This window comes from Neorhizobium sp. PAMB6716, assembly GCF_058242805.1.
This window is the reverse complement of sequence record NZ_CM177835.1, coordinates 1,627,198-1,642,187: the sequence shown is the minus strand read 5'-3', so window position 1 is coordinate 1,642,187 and position 14,990 is coordinate 1,627,198. Positions and strand designations below refer to the sequence as shown.

22 protein-coding genes are annotated in these 14,990 nt (G+C 60.9%); 10 read left to right on the top strand and 12 right to left on the bottom strand.

Annotated features, from left to right (window positions below):
* Nucleotides 1-32: 32 nt before the first annotated feature.
* Nucleotides 33-323: a hypothetical protein gene (locus AC4CWH_RS07935; protein WP_491321108.1), complete on the top strand. Its 291-nt coding sequence runs from the start codon at nt 33-35 to the stop codon at nt 321-323.
* Here the strand turns inward: AC4CWH_RS07935 and AC4CWH_RS07930 are convergent.
* From AC4CWH_RS07930 to AC4CWH_RS07875, 12 genes are all read right to left on the bottom strand, one after another.
* Nucleotides 317-1,561 (bottom strand): hypothetical protein, encoded by a 1,245-nt coding sequence (locus AC4CWH_RS07930; protein ID WP_491321107.1) that lies wholly within the window; start codon nt 1,559-1,561, stop codon nt 317-319. The genes AC4CWH_RS07935 and AC4CWH_RS07930 overlap by 7 nt on opposite strands.
* Nucleotides 1,561-2,808, bottom strand: a complete 1,248-nt coding sequence (locus AC4CWH_RS07925) for a tail fiber domain-containing protein (RefSeq protein WP_491321106.1) — start codon at nt 2,806-2,808, stop codon at nt 1,561-1,563. Before AC4CWH_RS07925 ends, AC4CWH_RS07930 begins: the two co-directional genes overlap by 1 nt.
* Nucleotides 2,809-2,858: 50 nt before the next feature.
* Complete coding sequence (locus AC4CWH_RS07920) at nt 2,859-3,212, bottom strand: GNAT family N-acetyltransferase (protein ID WP_491321105.1); 354 nt, start codon at nt 3,210-3,212, stop codon at nt 2,859-2,861.
* A 95-nt stretch (nt 3,213-3,307) separates the two neighbouring features.
* Nucleotides 3,308-3,565, bottom strand: coding sequence for a hypothetical protein (locus AC4CWH_RS07915; protein WP_491321104.1), 258 nt, complete (start codon nt 3,563-3,565; stop codon nt 3,308-3,310).
* Entirely contained in the window at nt 3,562-5,304 is a 1,743-nt protein-coding gene (locus AC4CWH_RS07910; protein ID WP_491321103.1) for a hypothetical protein, read from the bottom strand. Before AC4CWH_RS07910 ends, AC4CWH_RS07915 begins: the two co-directional genes overlap by 4 nt.
* 36 nt (nt 5,305-5,340) lie before the next feature.
* Nucleotides 5,341-5,586, bottom strand: a complete 246-nt coding sequence (locus AC4CWH_RS07905) for a hypothetical protein (RefSeq protein ID WP_491321102.1) — start codon at nt 5,584-5,586, stop codon at nt 5,341-5,343.
* Nucleotides 5,587-5,588: 2 nt separating this feature from the next.
* A complete protein-coding gene (locus AC4CWH_RS07900; RefSeq protein ID WP_491321101.1) occupies nt 5,589-6,746 on the bottom strand; it encodes a hypothetical protein in 1,158 nt (385 codons plus the stop codon).
* Nucleotides 6,746-7,372 (bottom strand): hypothetical protein, encoded by a 627-nt coding sequence (locus AC4CWH_RS07895; protein WP_491321100.1) that lies wholly within the window; start codon nt 7,370-7,372, stop codon nt 6,746-6,748. Before AC4CWH_RS07895 ends, AC4CWH_RS07900 begins: the two co-directional genes overlap by 1 nt.
* A gap of 3 nt (nt 7,373-7,375) precedes the next feature.
* The gene (locus tag AC4CWH_RS07890) at nt 7,376-8,077 is read right to left on the bottom strand and encodes a phage adaptor protein (RefSeq protein WP_491321099.1); all 702 of its coding nucleotides are present in this window, start codon (nt 8,075-8,077) and stop codon (nt 7,376-7,378) included.
* Nucleotides 8,077-8,469, bottom strand: coding sequence for a hypothetical protein (locus AC4CWH_RS07885; RefSeq protein WP_491321098.1), 393 nt, complete (start codon nt 8,467-8,469; stop codon nt 8,077-8,079). Before AC4CWH_RS07885 ends, AC4CWH_RS07890 begins: the two co-directional genes overlap by 1 nt.
* A gap of 74 nt (nt 8,470-8,543) precedes the next feature.
* Entirely contained in the window at nt 8,544-9,005 is a 462-nt protein-coding gene (locus tag AC4CWH_RS07880) for a hypothetical protein (RefSeq protein WP_491321097.1), read from the bottom strand.
* A gap of 39 nt (nt 9,006-9,044) precedes the next feature.
* Nucleotides 9,045-10,142: a N4-gp56 family major capsid protein gene (locus tag AC4CWH_RS07875; protein ID WP_491321096.1), complete on the bottom strand. Its 1,098-nt coding sequence runs from the start codon at nt 10,140-10,142 to the stop codon at nt 9,045-9,047.
* Nucleotides 10,143-10,288: 146 nt separating this feature from the next.
* On the opposite strand from AC4CWH_RS07875, the gene AC4CWH_RS07870 reads away from it, so the two are divergent.
* The 9 genes from AC4CWH_RS07870 (at nt 10,289) to AC4CWH_RS07830 (ending at nt 14,906) form a co-directional block, all read left to right on the top strand.
* On the top strand, nt 10,289-11,095 hold the full coding sequence (locus tag AC4CWH_RS07870) for a glycosyl hydrolase 108 family protein (RefSeq protein ID WP_491321095.1): 807 nt from the start codon (nt 10,289-10,291) through the stop codon (nt 11,093-11,095).
* Nucleotides 11,092-11,436: a ubiquitination-like system serine protease family protein gene (locus AC4CWH_RS07865; RefSeq protein ID WP_491321094.1), complete on the top strand. Its 345-nt coding sequence runs from the start codon at nt 11,092-11,094 to the stop codon at nt 11,434-11,436. The genes AC4CWH_RS07870 and AC4CWH_RS07865 overlap by 4 nt, the downstream gene beginning before the upstream one ends.
* The gene (locus tag AC4CWH_RS07860) at nt 11,433-11,951 is read left to right on the top strand and encodes a 3TM-type holin (RefSeq protein ID WP_491321093.1); all 519 of its coding nucleotides are present in this window, start codon (nt 11,433-11,435) and stop codon (nt 11,949-11,951) included. The genes AC4CWH_RS07865 and AC4CWH_RS07860 overlap by 4 nt, the downstream gene beginning before the upstream one ends.
* 12 nt (nt 11,952-11,963) lie before the next feature.
* A complete protein-coding gene (locus tag AC4CWH_RS07855) occupies nt 11,964-12,305 on the top strand; it encodes a hypothetical protein (RefSeq protein ID WP_491321092.1) in 342 nt (113 codons plus the stop codon).
* A 196-nt stretch (nt 12,306-12,501) separates the two neighbouring features.
* Entirely contained in the window at nt 12,502-12,720 is a 219-nt protein-coding gene (locus tag AC4CWH_RS07850; RefSeq protein ID WP_491321091.1) for a helix-turn-helix transcriptional regulator, read from the top strand.
* A complete protein-coding gene (locus tag AC4CWH_RS07845) occupies nt 12,717-13,214 on the top strand; it encodes a hypothetical protein (RefSeq protein WP_491321090.1) in 498 nt (165 codons plus the stop codon). The genes AC4CWH_RS07850 and AC4CWH_RS07845 overlap by 4 nt, the downstream gene beginning before the upstream one ends.
* The gene (locus tag AC4CWH_RS07840; RefSeq protein ID WP_491321089.1) at nt 13,211-13,849 is read left to right on the top strand and encodes a hypothetical protein; all 639 of its coding nucleotides are present in this window, start codon (nt 13,211-13,213) and stop codon (nt 13,847-13,849) included. The genes AC4CWH_RS07845 and AC4CWH_RS07840 overlap by 4 nt, the downstream gene beginning before the upstream one ends.
* The gene (locus tag AC4CWH_RS07835) at nt 13,846-14,712 is read left to right on the top strand and encodes a DNA adenine methylase (RefSeq protein WP_491321088.1); all 867 of its coding nucleotides are present in this window, start codon (nt 13,846-13,848) and stop codon (nt 14,710-14,712) included. Before AC4CWH_RS07840 ends, AC4CWH_RS07835 begins: the two co-directional genes overlap by 4 nt.
* A 14-nt stretch (nt 14,713-14,726) precedes the next feature.
* Nucleotides 14,727-14,906 (top strand): hypothetical protein, encoded by a 180-nt coding sequence (locus AC4CWH_RS07830; protein ID WP_491321087.1) that lies wholly within the window; start codon nt 14,727-14,729, stop codon nt 14,904-14,906.
* The last annotated feature ends 84 nt before the right edge of the window (nt 14,907-14,990 follow it).

Genomic DNA, 14,990 nt, shown 5'->3' with positions numbered 1-14,990 from the left:
GACATGACGACGGGCGTGTCTGTGGAGACCAAATGCCAAAGATTGTGAGAATGGCTGCTGCCATGCTGGCCGCCAGCGCACTGCCCGCGTTTGCCAATTGCGTTGGAACCGACACGTTCCAGACCTGCTATGACCTGCAAAGCGGCAATAGCTACAACACCCAGCGCCTGGGCACGAGCAGCTATACGCAGGGCATGAACGCGCGCACCGGAAGTAACTGGTCGATGCAGACGCACCAGTTCGGAAATACGACGATGACGACGGGAACGGACAAGGAAGGGCGGCCATTCAGCCGTACCTGCACCGGTAATATCTGCTACTGAGCCAGACCGATTGCGCGTTCCTGGGCGGCAGCAAAGCCGCGGCGCACGGATTGCGGCCAGACCTCTTCAGGAATGCCATCCATGCGAAGCCGCTCGACGATGCGCGAGATTGGAACGCCGTCCTGCATCGCCGCTTCAGCATCTTGAACCGCAAGCGTGATTGCGGATTCGCGGCTTCCCGACTGATCCTGCGGCGCTGCCCGCTGTGTTGCCTGCGGCGCTGCGGCTGGCGGGCTCGCCTGCACGGGCTTGCCGGTTGCCTTGTCGACAACCACCTTGCGATCGGCCGGCGCTGCGGCAGGGGCTGCACCTGCCGTTGGTGCCGCATCGCCAAGGCCAATCGAGCCTTTCTGCAGCGCGACCTCTTCGGCGATCATCTTTTCCTTTTCTTCGGGCGGCAAGTCGTCGAACTTCTGGTCGCGGCCGGTAATGCCGCCATCCATGCGCTTACGAAGCAACGTGATCGCGGATCCGCGATCCTTGTCGCCTGAGTTGTCGTAGCGCTTATCGATAGCCTTCTTTGCCTCGTAGGTTTTCAGCTCATTGCCGGTCTTAGCGGCGTTGTTCTGCGCGTCGATCTGGCTCTGCCATGCCGCTTCGGGATTGAGGTATGTGGCGATGAGCTTTGGCACTTGGGCAAGAGGGACGTCCTGATTGACCTCCTTGCCGTCCTGTCCTTTGATCTTCAGGCGATAGCCTTGCAGATTGCCATCCGGATCAAGGATGGTGTCCTGCCCGAGGATTTCCATGTTGTGACTGAGATAGCCCTTCAGCTTGCCGGCGGCCATGGCATCCGACAATGCACCGGCCGCGTCACCGGTCTGCGCCTTGCTGACTGCGCTCATGAACAACTTGGCGCCGGCGCGCGCGTCCTGACTGTCGCCCCATTTCTGCACCTTGTCGGCCATCTCGGGGTTGCCCTGCGTCAGGTACGTGTTCTTGAGCTTGGGCAAGGCATAGCCAGTCCAGAAGCCGTCAAAGTTGTCCGCCTTTTCCTGCCCTGCCGCAACACGCTGATCGAACGTCTTCTTCGCGTCGGCGTTGATCTGGTCGATTTCGTTGCGCTGGCCGATCTGACGGTTGTATTCGGTGTCTTCGCGCCCCTGCACGACCTTGGCGCGCTCGTCGGCCGCCTTCTGACGTGCCAGCTGCTGGTCTTGGATGGCCTTATCCTGCTGCATTTTCTTCGTGCGCTGGTAGCCTTCCATCGCAGCGCCAAGGCCAATACCCAACAACATTACGCGGCTTCCTTCTCGAAATTGATACCGATCATCGGCGTGTTGCGCTTGGCACGGCGCTTGGCTGGCATGGGCGGCGGGGCCACCGCATCCTCTTCTTCGGACATTTCATCGTCCTCAACCGCCTCTTCCTGTGCGGTTTCCGCCTTCTCGTGGTCGCCAAGGCCGATCATGCCGGCCAGCTTCTCCACCTTCTGGTCGAGATCCTGCACCGCCTTCATGGTCACGCCGATCGCGTCGACGATGGGGATAGAGTGGCCATCGCCCTTTCCAGTGGCGCGCTGGAAATCCTGCGCCATGGTGCCGACATGCCGGCCGCCATCCGCCACGCCTTCCTTGTAGCTCCACTCGCTGACAGGCATCTTGCGCATGGCGTCGATACCTTCGCCTTCAGGGATGTCTTGAATGTCCTCTTTCAGTTCCTCGTCGGATAGGAGACCGACGACGCCACCAAGGAACGAACCAAAGCCGGCAGCGCTCTGCCCGGCCATGTTCTGCTGCGCCTGCCAGTTGTTCGACTGGATGCCGAACTGCTGGTTCAGTGTGGATGCCTGACCGCCATAGCCCTGCATCGCGCCCTGGTAGCCTGCGCCCATGATGTTGTTTGCCGCAAGCGACTGGCCGTTGGTGGCCTGCGCTCCGGACAATGCGGTTGCGCTCGCGCCGACGCTGCTGCCTGCAGCGCTGCCGGCGCTGGACGCATAACCACGCCCCATGTTCGCCACGTCGGCCTTCAGCGCCAAACCCTTGTCGCGCACTGCCTGACGCGCGCCATTTGCAGCCCCAGCCTCGGCCAGTGTGGCGTTCATGTCGGTGGTGGCCTGCACGCCGGCAAACCGGCCGGACGTTGGATCGATGCCCATGGACGCCGCCTGGCGTTCGGTGGCCGAGCGGGCGTTGGCCGCAGCGGTTTGCACGTCGGCGCGGGCGCCTGCCGCGGCCTCGGCCTGTTTCTCGTCGGAGGCATAGTTGGTCGCCTCGGCGATGTATTGATCCTCGATCGGCTTATAGACGCTGTTGTAGCGAGCGCGATCCTCTTTTGACCATGTCGCCTGATCGGTCGCGAGGCCAAGCTGTTGCTCGGTCACCTTCGTCGTGAGGGCGTCAAGTTCTTTTTGGCGCTCCTGCGATACGGCGAATGCATCCTTGGCAAACCCAAGCCAAGCCTCACCGGTCTGAGCCTGCTTCAATGCGGCTTCGCCGATCTGCGGATCAGGAGCTGGTGCGGAGGTGCTGCTTTTACCCATTGTGTGGCCTCATGAGAAGGAGAGGCCGCACGTCCTGCGCGACGGGCAGACTATAGCGCAGCGGGGGCCGCGTTTCCAGCCATGCTGGCAGGCAGGAAACGGCATTCCTCGCGCAGCAGGCCATAGATATGAAGATCGTCGCCGTTCACGTCGCCACGGCGCAGCGTGCCCTCGCGCGAAAAGCCGCAAGACGTGCAAAAGCGCACGCTGTCTGCGTTCTGATCGGAAATGAGTGCAGTCAGCCGGCGTTGTCCCAGTTGCAGGAAGGGATAGGCAAAGACATGGACAAGGAACTCGCGCGTGAGCCAGCGGCGCGAGCCGTCAGACGCCACGCTGATGCAGCAATCACCCGGGGAAAAGGTGTCAAAAACCACCACGGCAGAAATGCCATCGTCGTCGATCATGCCAATTGCGCGCGCATCCTGCCGGAACAAAACTCCAGAGCATCGCTCTGATGCCCACGCGAGCATGGTGTCTACCGGCTGGTAGATGACGGACTTCAACGCAGGCGTTCCTGCAGGTCAAGGATGACCGCTTGCAGCCGGTTGTTGATTTCCAGCACGTCGGCACGCAGCTTATTGTATTCCGCTGCCGTCGGTGCCGATGTGACTTCAGAAGAACGGACCGTTGCCAGGCGCATAAGCTCGGACAGATCCGTGATGCGCACTGCGGCGCGCTGTCGATCATTCGACCGAGACCCGTCCAGCGTCTCGATCTTCTCCTTCAGCGACTGTTCTTCATACCGTGTTGTGATCATTGCGCGCTCCTCAACTCGTCCATGGTGCCGGCCATGATCACCTGCGTGACCTGAATGTTGGCGCTGACGTCAAATTCCCACACGCGCGCCTTTTTGTTCGACGGAAGGCGGCGCACCTGGTTGATGTTGGTGAGCGTGTGGAACAGCACCTTGTCCGCATAGATGTTGACGGTCACCTCGTCATAGATCGGGAAGCCCAGCAGGGCATCGCCGTTGACGGGATAGACATTCAGCGCGGCGCCCCCAAGTGCGCCCCCCGTGTCGCCCAGGATGATCGCCTCATTCGCGGCAATGATCGCATCACGCTCCGCCTCGATCGCGGCTTCCGATTGGATGCTGACGCCATTACCAAGATCGACCAGCACAGCGCCGAAATTCTGCGGCACGGTGAACCAGAATTCCTTAGACCGCCAGTAATAGGTTTCGGGCGTGGCGTCGGGCGCGTCAAAGCGGCGAATGGTGACGTCGTCCGGCCGCGTGAAATATAGCGCCGAGCCATCCGCCGGGATATGCACGGCACTTGCCGTCTCCGCCGATCTGACGAGAAACTGCGCTGCATTGATGTTGATCAGAAGCGCGCCGGAAAGTCTGGGGCCGTCTTGAAACACGGTGTCGTAGAAAAGAACGTAGCGATCCATGTGGCGGCCGGCGATGGCGGTCTGCGGCGAGAGCGCCAGCCATTCATCGCGACCGAAAAGCTCTTCCGATGCAATGCCGATTGAGCCATCGCCGCGCACCGCAACCAGGCCAAGCTCGGACGGGTAGACGATAGCAAAACCGAGATCGACAATGCCGCGCGAATTGATGCACGGATATGTCGCCTCCAGCTTCACTGCCTGCATCGTGTCAGGGCTTGATCCGCTCATCAGGTGAGGGTTGCCTTTCGTCATCACGACGAGGCTCGATCCGATGGCGCCGAGGCCGACGATGTCGCTCGCGACGGTCATGACATACTTCTCGGGCCATGCGTGCGGGCGATAGGGCTCACAGAAATACACGCGGCGTCCGCTGAAGGCGGCCATCATGCCATTCGGCATCGATATCAGCCCTTGCAGCCCGTCCGGCGGTTCGTTCCAGTCGGCGCTCGGCAGCGCTTCCTGAAACGCATCGACGGCAATGGTGTCCACATAGTTCGTGTTGGCAACTGCACGCTCGGCGATCAGGTAGAGGTAAGTGCCGCCGGAACCAGTCTGCGATCGGTAGATGCGCTGGAGCGTGACGCCGCGGCCAGACGCCGGCAATGCGAACCCGGAAAGGGTGACAGTCTGGCCCGGTTGCCAGTTGATGATTCCGGAAACCGGCGACGGCGCGGATTCTTCGCCAAAACTGGTCACATAAGTATAGGCATAGGTGCGGCTTTGGACGTCGCCCGAGCCAGATCCTGACGGGGTAGCGGTCAATGCAACGGAAGGACGGGGTAGGGCAAGGGGGTAGACAGTGCCAGAAGCCCGCATTTTTGGTGCGCCGTCGCCGGTGTAATAGAGCCGGTCCTGCGCAACCGGGCCCGGTGCTGCCCAAACTTCAGTTGTCCATGACAGCCATGTCCCGGCATGCAGATAGATTGTTTTGGTCGCAAGGCTTGCCGCGTCTCCACCGACGTCGAGCGCTTGGCGCGTCGGCGTCAACGCGCCATCGTTCAGACGCACATTCGAAGCGGTCTTGGCCGCCGTCTCGGGCAAAAGCCGGGAGGTGATTTGCGGCTTTTCACCGGCAAATGCGGCAACCTTGATGACCGCCATGTCAGCCCTCACACGCCAAATAAAATGCAGCGCGGTTCATGGCGTAGGCTCCGGGGGCGTGTAAGGGGCAACGTTGCCCTCTGCGACAAGGCGAGCAAAAAGCAGCCGGCCATATTCCTCCGGGTCATCAGGGCTTGCGCCAAAAGGCACCCAAAGCCCCTCAAGATAAGCCCAGGCCGGGTTAACGGAGGCTTCCATCAGGATCTCGACATAAATCGCGCTGTTGTCGGCGTGCGCCCATGCTGCGTTTAGATACTGGATTGCTGCGACATCGATCGTCATCGTCACGTCCTTACCCACAAAGTTGCTTCACTTGCGCCGCCTGTTGTGCCGCAGCAACGCCAAGTTCCGGTATTCACTGCCGCCCCTTGGTTCGCGCTGCTGGCGTAAACCAGGCTGGTGCCAGCAACGAGAGCGCCGGGTGCGGTTGCCCCGGCAGTATTGCGCGCAAAAATTGGCGTCCCCTGCGCAGCAAGCCCCTGCCCAGCAATTGTGCTCATGAGCGCAGATGTTGAAAGCTTGGCGGCGAGTGCCGTCGCTAGGCTGCCAAGCAATGATGTCCCGATATCGCCATTGGCATCAATGTAGAACTGCTCTGTGGACGCTCCAGCGATAAGAATGCGCAATCGTGTGTCAATTCCGGCTTGAACCGTCCATGCCACAAGACCGGCTTGCTCAAGCGTGAGTACCGGCGTCGTCTTTAAAATTCTGAGGTTGCCGGACATCGTGTCGCCATCCTTGGCAAGCTTTCCTGCCAAAGCCGCAACGATAGTGCCGTAGTCTTTTGCCGCGACGAACCCCGTCCCATCGCAGACGATAGACGTGCTGTACCCATTAGGCAGAGAGATAGAAGCAGCACCATTGATCGTCTCCGATCCATTCGGATCGATCGTCACAGCCCCTCCATCGGCAATGACCACGGCGTGCCACCCCGCGCCGAGAGTCGCCGCCTCCGTCAAGCTCAATGTGGCCCCCGCCGAGAAGCGCAATATAGCGTTTCTATCGCCGAGCAGCGCCGTGTAGTTCCCCGACTTGGACGCATAGGTGCCTTTGACTTCTTTCCCAGCAAGAGCGCTGGTAAGACCGGTCACATCGCCTTCTGCGTGCGTATGGACAAGCGCCGCTTTCCCTGCGATGTCCGTGGTCAGAGATGAAAAAACTATCGCGGTTGCCCGCAACTCGCATTTGGAGCCCGCAGCAAAAGCAAGCGCGACGGTGCCTTCTTGTGCGCGGGTGACAGTGAGGCTGGCGCCACTGACTGCCGTGACTTTCATGATTTCTCGGTTGAGCGAGCTATCGACAACAGCCAGCGGGAACCACTCGCCAGCTCCCAATGCCGGAAACGTGGCGGCATCGCCGGCCTGGACGGTAACAACGGTATCCGAGCTGGTGATCGGTGCGGCCAGTGTGCTGGTGGCGTTGTTCGCGAGCTTGACGGCCATCAGAAGTCCCTCATTTTTGTGCGCAACGGCGCGTTTTGCTGCCCGCGTGTGACTTTGACGGAAAGCTCGCCAAGCCGGGCTTGGAACCAAGCCCGATGATCGAGCGCCAGTTGCGGGTTCGCAGCATCCGTGGGGAGCGCAAGAAGGCGTGCCGCCGCGCCGCGACCGATTTCCTCGGCATATGACCGCAGCAGCAGGGCAGGCAGTTCGGTGACGTTTCGCGCAGGCTTCAGGATGAGGCGGACGGACACGTCAGCAAACTGACGGGGATAGACCGCCATGGTGTCTTCTTCCGTCTGCGTGATGTACTTGGCCACGCCCTCATCGGTCGATGTCTGCCATGTGGGGTATTTTGCATCGAGCCAAGGCACGGTGACAGGTTCAAGCGGGTTCCCGTCGATGGTCGCATGCTCGATCGTGTCGATTTCGGCATTGTCGATGACAGACAGGCCCTGCCCACTTGGTGCGGTGATGGTAATTGTCACCGTCTCGCGCCAGATCTTGCAGCGCTCGCACAGTTCGCGCGCCACGGCGATGATATGGCGAAAGGCGACCGGATCGGACACGCCGGGCGCATACTGCAGCACCTCTGGAAGAAAGTCGTCGATGTCGACCATGTCCACCATTGGTTACTTGCTCCTGTTGGCGCGGGGCGCCTGCGCGGTATCGACCTGCGTCTTGATGCCAAGCGCTGTGGCAAACGACTGGTAGAACCCGACCGCGCGACCAGGTGCGGCGGATGGCTCTTCCTTGCTGAAGGCGCGGTACATGACGTAGTCGAGCAGGGCGGACTGGTATTCCTCGCCGATGCCAACATCCACATTCCACGTGGCAGGAAGCGCGACGTTGGCGCCGTCAGCGATCAGCGTCGAAATGGCAGGCGGCAAGATCGAAACGTTCGCCTCGACAGATCCGGTGCCATCGTTGCCGGGGTAGACGTAAAAGAGGCGAGGGATTGCCTCGTCATAGATGAAATGGCGCACGCCCGGCTTGAATGGCACCTTCGTGCCGTCGTGCCAGTCCGGTTGCGTTGCGTCGAGGCTGTCACGGGACACAGGCTTTACCGCGCGCCCTGGAGCGCCGGTTGTCCGGTCCACATTGCGAATGACGTCGAGCAGTAGAAGGACATGCTCGTCATCGGGCAGGGATTGGCGCGTGCCGGATACGAGATCCAGCTGCAGCGCGCCGCTCGATGCCGACGGCTTGACGAGGACAATGGTGGAAATGCCTTCCTCAATCCATCCCGCCAGTTCCGGCACGGTCCAACGAACGTAGTCTTCGTCGAGAAGCAACGTGCCGGCGCGATCGATGATGGTCTTTGCGGAAAGCATCAGGAGGCCTTTTTGCTCCGCGGCTTGCGCGCAGGCTTGGCGGCCGGTGCCGGTGTTGCGGGGGCGGGCTCATCGGCCGGCGCGGGTTCATCCAGTGATCCAGCACCTTCGCCATCCTCTTCCCCTTCAGAAGCGGCGGCATCTTCGCCAAGGCCAAGAATCAGGCCGGCGCGTGGCAACCACGGCAGTTCGGTGATGTCGTCGGGAGACACGGGCGCTGGTGCCGGCGTTGCGGGGGCTTCCTGATAGTGCTCTACCGAGAGGAAGCACTGGACATGTACGAGGTTGTGAACCTCAGCCACGGCGCGGCGGTGCTCGTCATATTCGAAGGTGTAGGGTGTGCCTGCGACGTGCTGCGTCGTGGGGCCGAGCTTGCATTCGATCAGCGGCATGTTGAACCTCTCATAGGAAAAAGGGGCGCATGAAAACGCCCCCTTGTTGAAACATCACTGCTTGCGGGGGCGCGTCAGTCGGTGGCGAAGAGCGCCGTCAGACCGAACGTGCCGGCCGCGAACGTTGCCGCGGCGGTGGTGATCTTGATGCCGATCGAACGATAGACGCCGGAGGGCGCCACTTCGAACGCACCGCGCAGGGTAGGGCGGGCCATGCCGCCAGCCTGGGCAAGCGTGGAACCCGAGAAGAATTCAGCGCCGCAGGTGCGGGACTGCGATTCATCCATCCATTCGCCGCTCATGACGCCGATGTCGAAGACAATGGCGGGGGAGCCGCCCGTGTCCATGTCGGTGGCCGTCAGGATCAGGTCGAGGATGCGGCATTCCGGCGGGATGGGGGCAAGCTCAATGATGTCGCCGACGCTCGGGGCGGAAGCGAGAGCATAGGTGTAGCGCTTGCCAATGACGGCGCCAGCGTAGCCCGGATAGGGCGTGGCAAGCTGCCCGATTGCGTATTTGCTCTGAAAGATGGTCATTGCCAGGTTCTCCGATTGGATCGAGGGCGAGCGCGGCGATTAAGCCGCGTTCGGATCCTTGGCGTAGGTGTCGAGGGCCATGACGCCGAAGTCACGGTTGTTGAACCGGGCCTTCTTGGCGCCGACCATCAGACCGCCGGCAATGACGTGCTCGTTGCCATGGTCCTTGGTTTCTTCGGTCCACTGGAAGCGGAAGCCGCCAACGGCGCCGAATGCGATGACGCCAGCCTGACGGCCGAGGAACAGCGCGCGGGCCGCCGGAGCGTTGGAGCTTGCGCCGTAGTCGCTGAAGCGGATCGCGTCTTCATGGCTGTGGAGCACGACGTTGTTGATCATGCCCAGCCCGCCCTTGAAGATCGGGTTCGCCTTGCCTTCGGCCGCTGCTGCCGCCTTCTGGATTTCCAGCCAGCCGGCGGTATCGGACGTGCGCAGGTCATGTTCCTGGAAGGTCGACATGATGCAGACGTAATGCTTTTCGCCGTTGATATTCAGCGGCAGCAGGCGGGCGTTGCGCGGATCGGTGGCGGCCATCATGGTCGCGGCGACGGCGGCACGTTCAACCAGGTTGCGGGACATCTTGTCCGAGCTGTCGATCGTCGCCTTGCTGGTGGCATCGCCACCATAAAGGATGTGGTCGCTCGACGGCGCCTGAATGGGATTGGCCGCGTGGCCGGTCCAAGCCGTGTCTTCGATGAAGTTCTGGTTGATGCCGCGCGCACCCGACAGGTAGATGAACAGCATCTGATCCATGAAGGCAGACCAGTAATCGGCGAGGCGCTTCTTGCCGATCATGCGCAGATTGTGCGCGGTGCGCTTCTGCGACATCTTCCCGCCAGCCGAAACCGGCTTACGCATCTGGTCGATGTTCACTTCGTCGGTGAAGAACTTCAGCGCCTCTTCCGAGCCGTCCATGCGGTTGTCGCCGTAGGTCGGCTTGTTGCGCAGCTGGACGGACAGATCGTAAGTGATCTTGTCACCGGCGGCGCTTTCAAGGTCGGTGAGCTTCTGGATGCAGTTCTCATCGGATTCGCCGATGAAGCGGCGATCCCAGTAGGACTGCTGGATGGTGGCGACCATCAACTGGCCGGACCACTTCTTCTGTGCCTTCGGATCGCCGAAAGGTACAATTGTGGGCATGGTGCTAACTCCTGATGGAAAATTAGCACGTCCTGCGCCTACTCTTTCCTTATTACCTTTCTTGCGGGATTGTTGCAATACACGGTGCGTGGTAATGAAAAACATTGCTGCGCAGGACGTGCGGGTTCACCAAGGAGCCCCCCGTCATGGACCGTTTTCCCGTATGCCACCCGATCACCGCCAAGTGGGAGGGCGGATGGAGTGACCATCCCGCCGACCCCGGCGGCAAGACGATGTACGGCATCACCGAAGTGCGCTGGCACGAATATCAGCGCAAGATGGGAATGAAGCTTTCCCCGGTGCGCAATGTTACCAAGGCGCAGGCGCTCACCTTCTATCGCAGCGAGTTCTGGGAAGAATGCCGCGCGCCGAACCTCTTCGCCGGCGTCGACCTTGCCGTTTATGATGCGTCGGTCAATTCGGGCGTTTCCCGCGGCAAGAAATGGCTTTTGGCCTCCGCCGGCTCCAACGATCATTCTGAGACGGTGCGCAAGATCTGCCGGGCCCGCCTGTCCTTCATGCAGGCGCTGAAAATTTGGCAATCGTTTGGGAACGGCTGGGGCCGGCGCGTTGCTGACATCGAGGTGCGCGGCGTGGCAATGGCAATGGCCGCCATGGGCGCCACGCCAATCGTCATCCGCACGGAAGCAGCGGCGCATGCCGTTGACGCGACCCATGCAAAGAACGATGCCGCAGGAACCGAAAAGATTACCGCCGCCGGCGCTGCAGGTAGCGGGTCTGGTGCCGCAGTGACCGCGTCGACTCCGACGGTTGCCAGTGATTTCGACTATTACACGGCCATCGCGGTGATGGGCGGTGTTGCGGCAATCCTCGTCCTGGTGCTGATCGTCATCAACGTGCGCAAACGCGCAGCCGCCGAGCGCGCCTCGGCATATGACGCGCTTGCCCGCAGCGGCCCCCAGCTTGTCGCCCAAAAAGGGGCAGAGGAGTGAGCGCGTTAAGCCGCATACTTCGACAAGGCGAAGACGGACGGCTGTTCTTCCGGTGTCCCGGCTGCAACGAGCGCCACCAGGTGCGAACCGGTGCCGGGCTCGGTCCTCGTTGGGAATACAACGGCAATCCGGAAGCGCCGACATTCACGCCCTCAATTCTGGTGACATGGAACGAACCGAGCGACAAAGCCGAAGAGTTCGACGACCCAGCAAAAGACATTCACCACCGGTGCCATTCCTATGTCACCGACGGGCGCATCCAGTTCCTCGGCGACACCACGCATGCGCTCGCCGGGCAGACTGTCGAAATTCCTGATCTCGAACCGGAGCCAGCACCATGAGCGCCATCGCAGCAATTCTTCTCGATACTGCGGTGCGCATCGGTGCGCCGCTCCTCAAAGAGATCCTGACCAAGCAGGTGGGCGGCACTGCCGGCGAGATAGGCGGGACCGTCATTGACGTCATTGCCGAGAAGGCGGGCGTAAAGCCGGAAGAGCTGCCCTCGTTGCCGGCGCCGCAGCTGGAAGCCGCAGTGCAGCAGGCGGAGTGTGATCTGCCGCAGATCATGATGGCCGCGCTTGAGGCGCAGCGCGAAGGCAACAAGCTGCAGCTGGCAGAAATGCAGAAGGACAGCGGGTTCGGCTGGCTGTGGCGGCCGGCCGGCATGTGGCTGATGCTTGGCTGCATCGCCTGGTATGTCATGGTGCGGCCGATGATCAATGCCGCTCTGTGGGCAATGGGCACGGGCGTTCAGATCGAAATCGGGCTGGACGTCGCGACCTTCATCACGATCTTTACGGTTTACACGGGACTTTACATGGGCGGCAACACGTTGCTGCGCAGTGTGAAGCGCTAAGGGCAGGCGCGAATGAGCAATCCGTGGGACTGGCTGGCCTCGGGGCGGGGCGAAATTGCGCTGGCGGGATTTGCCGGTGCCGCAGTGTCGGTCGCAATGGAGTGGCGCGGCTGGGGATCTGGCGCACGAAAATTGTTCGTCGGGTTCACGACGGCATACTTCACTGCGCCCATTGGTGTGCCCCTTGTGCAATGGTCGCTGGGGCACGTTCTGACGATCAGCGTGGAACATTCCGCCAGCGCAGGAGGTTTCCTCATGGGCGTCGGCGGTGTGGTCATCGCCGAAATCATTCTCGCCGCATGGAAGATTCGTCGCAACGAACTGAAGGCGGAGAAGGTTGATGAGCCGGTTTAAGGCCAGACACGTGACGCAAGCAGCAAAACCCCAAGGCAGATACTTGGCGGTTGCGCTGGTCATATTCGTGATTTGGATCGCAATCGGCTCCACCTAAAACGCGCATTGACATTTGGCCGTATTTGGCCGAGTTTGTCCACGCGGACACGGGCGAGCGCTTTTTAGCGCTCCTATCCTCTATTTCAGGAGCCCGGATATGAACGACGCAGCCGCAACACGCGGATCGCCCATCGTGGCGGAATATCTCAACATCAACGAAGTCAGCGACCGAACGAAAATCGGTAGAAGCACGATCTACAAGTGGATGAGCGACGGCAAATTCCCGCAGGCGCACCGCCGCGGCGAGAAATGCACGCGCTGGCTTTCCTCTGACATCGAGGCGTGGATTCAGGACGGCCAGCGGGTGCCGTCATGAGCGATATCAGAAACGCCATCCTCGACATCCTCCGGGACAAGACGGCAATCACTGGCATCGGCGCGCTGGCCGATGAATTAGCGGCGGCTGTGGAAGCGGTCGCCCCCACACCCCCATCACATGTAGAAGGCGAGTTCTTTGCAGAAAGTGCAAAGAAGGGTGTCACGGATGCCGTGCAGGTCTGCCCAGAGTGCGACATTGCCGGCTGCAAACATCTCCGCGAGCCGACGCCACCGCCGCATGTGGGAGGCCATGACGACGAAAGCCTTTGGCGCTTCTGGAACGAAAAAGCCGCGCAGCTTGCTACGGAAAATAACAGTCTTCGCGCCGCGCTGGAACCGTTCGCTCGGTGGCCGGGGGATTACGATCGGGCCGACGCCTTGATGCCGGTGTGGACCGTCACGCCCCACAGCAAGGAAAAGGGGTCGTTGGTCATGTCGGACTTTCGACTTGCCCGCGCCGCCCTCGCCACCACGGAGGGCTCGGAAGGATGATCATTATCCCTGAAAAAGAGATCGTGCTGATCACACCGCCTCGCACGGGCAGCACGTCGCTGTCTGATCAAGTCGCAGCCAGATATCCGATGTCCTTCCGACCATACCGGCACATGGAAGCAGACGGCATACCGTTTGGCTACGATCGCTGGCGCAGGATCGGCATCTTTCGGGAGCCTCTTGCCCGCCTCTGGTCCGTTTACCATTACTGCAAATCAGTCGCTATTTCGGATCGCGGCACACCGCAATGGCGGGCAAAGGTCATGGCTTCGGTATCCGCGCCCTTCGATCAGTGGGTGATCGACAACGCGATCGTCTTCACGGATCCCTTTGACAGCGCCGGCACACGATATTGGCCTCGATATGCCGTACGGAGCCCCATCCCAGAAAACCGGAAGAGCTTATTTATGTATCTCCGTCCGGATCTTGGGACCGAGATCATGTCGATAGGCGACGTTCTGTCTATGCTGGATCTTGATCCGGAAGCTCGCAAGAACGGCTCTGAATGCCCAGTGGCACCGAGCTATGCAGACCTGTCTCCGCATACGCTTCAGCACATCAAGACGTTTTTCGAATGGGACATCCAGTATGCAGTGGCCCCATCGCCCCAACCGAGGGAGGGGGTGTCGGAATGATGCCTACCCGTCCAGTGCTGCGCTATCTCGGCGGGAAGTGGCGCCTCGCCCCGTGGATTATCAGCCATTTTCCCGCGCACCGCCTGTATGTTGAGCCGTTTGGCGGGGCCGCATCCGTGTTGCTGCGCAAGCCGCGATCGATGGGAGAGTGCTATAACGATCTTGATGGAGAGGTTGTCAACCTTTTCAAAGTGCTTCGAAACTCTGGCACTGCGAGCGAATTGCGGCGCTTGATCGATCTGACCCCATTCTCGCGTGAAGAGTATGATGCGGCGTTCGATGCGGCCGACGAACCGGTCGAGCGCGCCCGCCGGCTCGTGGTTCGCTCCTACATGGGGCACGGCTCAAGCTCGGCGATCAGTCTGAAGAGCACTGGCTTTCGAGCAAGTATGGTCAACCGAGGAGGCGCGCTGCCGGCCGGCGAATGGCCGACACTGCCCGGAGCGCTGCAGGCGGTAACCGATCGAATGAGGGGCGTCCTTATCGAGAACCGCCCCGCCCTTCAGATCATTGATAGGTACGACGAGCCGGAGGCGCTAATTTACCTCGATCCTCCTTACGTCCCCGACACTCGATCGCAGAAGCGGAGGAGTGGCTCGCAGTACCACGCTTACAAGCACGAAATGACTGATGCACAGCATATGCAACTGCTTGAGCGCATACTGGTCTGTCGGGCTTCCGTGGTGCTGTCTGGATACCCAAACGACACTTACGATCAGCATTTGGCAGGCTGGGAACGCGTAGAGGTGGCCGCCCACGCTGACGGGGCCTTAGACCGAACGGAGGTTCTGTGGATCAATCCTCACTGCGCTATGCGGCTTGAGGCCGAAAGAGCCCCGCTATTTGCCAGAGGTGTCGCGTGATGACAGGACTTAGGATGGCGTTTGTTCTGGAGCCTGAAGATCATGAGGATTATTGGCTGGAGATCAAGACAATGCAGATCGACGCGCCGGAGGTTTTGCCGCACCCGTGCGGGTTTGTGCGGTTGAGGGAGCGGCATCGCGTGAAGGCGGGAAGCCAGCGATGGGAGTTGGATAAGGGGAGGGACGGGGAATGATTTCAATAATCGGGATTACGTTTTACGTCGGCGGGATGTGCGCAGCGTTTGATAAGGAGCGGGGTCACGGCGCGGCGAGGCTTA

Bases quoted from the DNA above. Each gene is read 5' to 3' on its own strand.
- AC4CWH_RS07930 (WP_491321107.1), bottom strand. From the start codon at position 1,561: ATGTTGTTGGGTATTGGCCTTGGCGCTGCGATGGAAGGCTACCAGCGC.
- AC4CWH_RS07890 (WP_491321099.1), bottom strand. From the start codon at position 8,077: ATGCTTTCCGCAAAGACCATCATCGATCGCGCCGGCACGTTGCTTCTC.
- AC4CWH_RS07855 (WP_491321092.1), top strand. From the start codon at position 11,964: ATGAGCAATCCGTGGGACTGGCTGGCCTCGGGGCGGGGCGAAATTGCG.
- AC4CWH_RS07870 (WP_491321095.1), top strand. From the start codon at position 10,289: ATGGACCGTTTTCCCGTATGCCACCCGATCACCGCCAAGTGGGAGGGC.
- AC4CWH_RS07920 (WP_491321105.1), bottom strand. From the start codon at position 3,212: ATGATCGACGACGATGGCATTTCTGCCGTGGTGGTTTTTGACACCTTT.
- AC4CWH_RS07880 (WP_491321097.1), bottom strand. From the start codon at position 9,005: ATGACCATCTTTCAGAGCAAATACGCAATCGGGCAGCTTGCCACGCCC.
- AC4CWH_RS07850 (WP_491321091.1), top strand. From the start codon at position 12,502: ATGAACGACGCAGCCGCAACACGCGGATCGCCCATCGTGGCGGAATAT.
- AC4CWH_RS07905 (WP_491321102.1), bottom strand. From the start codon at position 5,586: ATGACGATCGATGTCGCAGCAATCCAGTATCTAAACGCAGCATGGGCG.
- AC4CWH_RS07845 (WP_491321090.1), top strand. From the start codon at position 12,717: ATGAGCGATATCAGAAACGCCATCCTCGACATCCTCCGGGACAAGACG.
- AC4CWH_RS07840 (WP_491321089.1), top strand. From the start codon at position 13,211: ATGATCATTATCCCTGAAAAAGAGATCGTGCTGATCACACCGCCTCGC.
- AC4CWH_RS07860 (WP_491321093.1), top strand. From the start codon at position 11,433: ATGAGCGCCATCGCAGCAATTCTTCTCGATACTGCGGTGCGCATCGGT.
- AC4CWH_RS07830 (WP_491321087.1), top strand. From the start codon at position 14,727: ATGGCGTTTGTTCTGGAGCCTGAAGATCATGAGGATTATTGGCTGGAG.
- AC4CWH_RS07925 (WP_491321106.1), bottom strand. From the start codon at position 2,808: ATGGGTAAAAGCAGCACCTCCGCACCAGCTCCTGATCCGCAGATCGGC.
- AC4CWH_RS07910 (WP_491321103.1), bottom strand. From the start codon at position 5,304: ATGGCGGTCATCAAGGTTGCCGCATTTGCCGGTGAAAAGCCGCAAATC.
- AC4CWH_RS07875 (WP_491321096.1), bottom strand. From the start codon at position 10,142: ATGCCCACAATTGTACCTTTCGGCGATCCGAAGGCACAGAAGAAGTGG.
- AC4CWH_RS07900 (WP_491321101.1), bottom strand. From the start codon at position 6,746: ATGGCCGTCAAGCTCGCGAACAACGCCACCAGCACACTGGCCGCACCG.
- AC4CWH_RS07915 (WP_491321104.1), bottom strand. From the start codon at position 3,565: ATGATCACAACACGGTATGAAGAACAGTCGCTGAAGGAGAAGATCGAG.
- AC4CWH_RS07835 (WP_491321088.1), top strand. From the start codon at position 13,846: ATGATGCCTACCCGTCCAGTGCTGCGCTATCTCGGCGGGAAGTGGCGC.
- AC4CWH_RS07885 (WP_491321098.1), bottom strand. From the start codon at position 8,469: ATGCCGCTGATCGAATGCAAGCTCGGCCCCACGACGCAGCACGTCGCA.
- AC4CWH_RS07935 (WP_491321108.1), top strand. From the start codon at position 33: ATGCCAAAGATTGTGAGAATGGCTGCTGCCATGCTGGCCGCCAGCGCA.
- AC4CWH_RS07895 (WP_491321100.1), bottom strand. From the start codon at position 7,372: ATGGTGGACATGGTCGACATCGACGACTTTCTTCCAGAGGTGCTGCAG.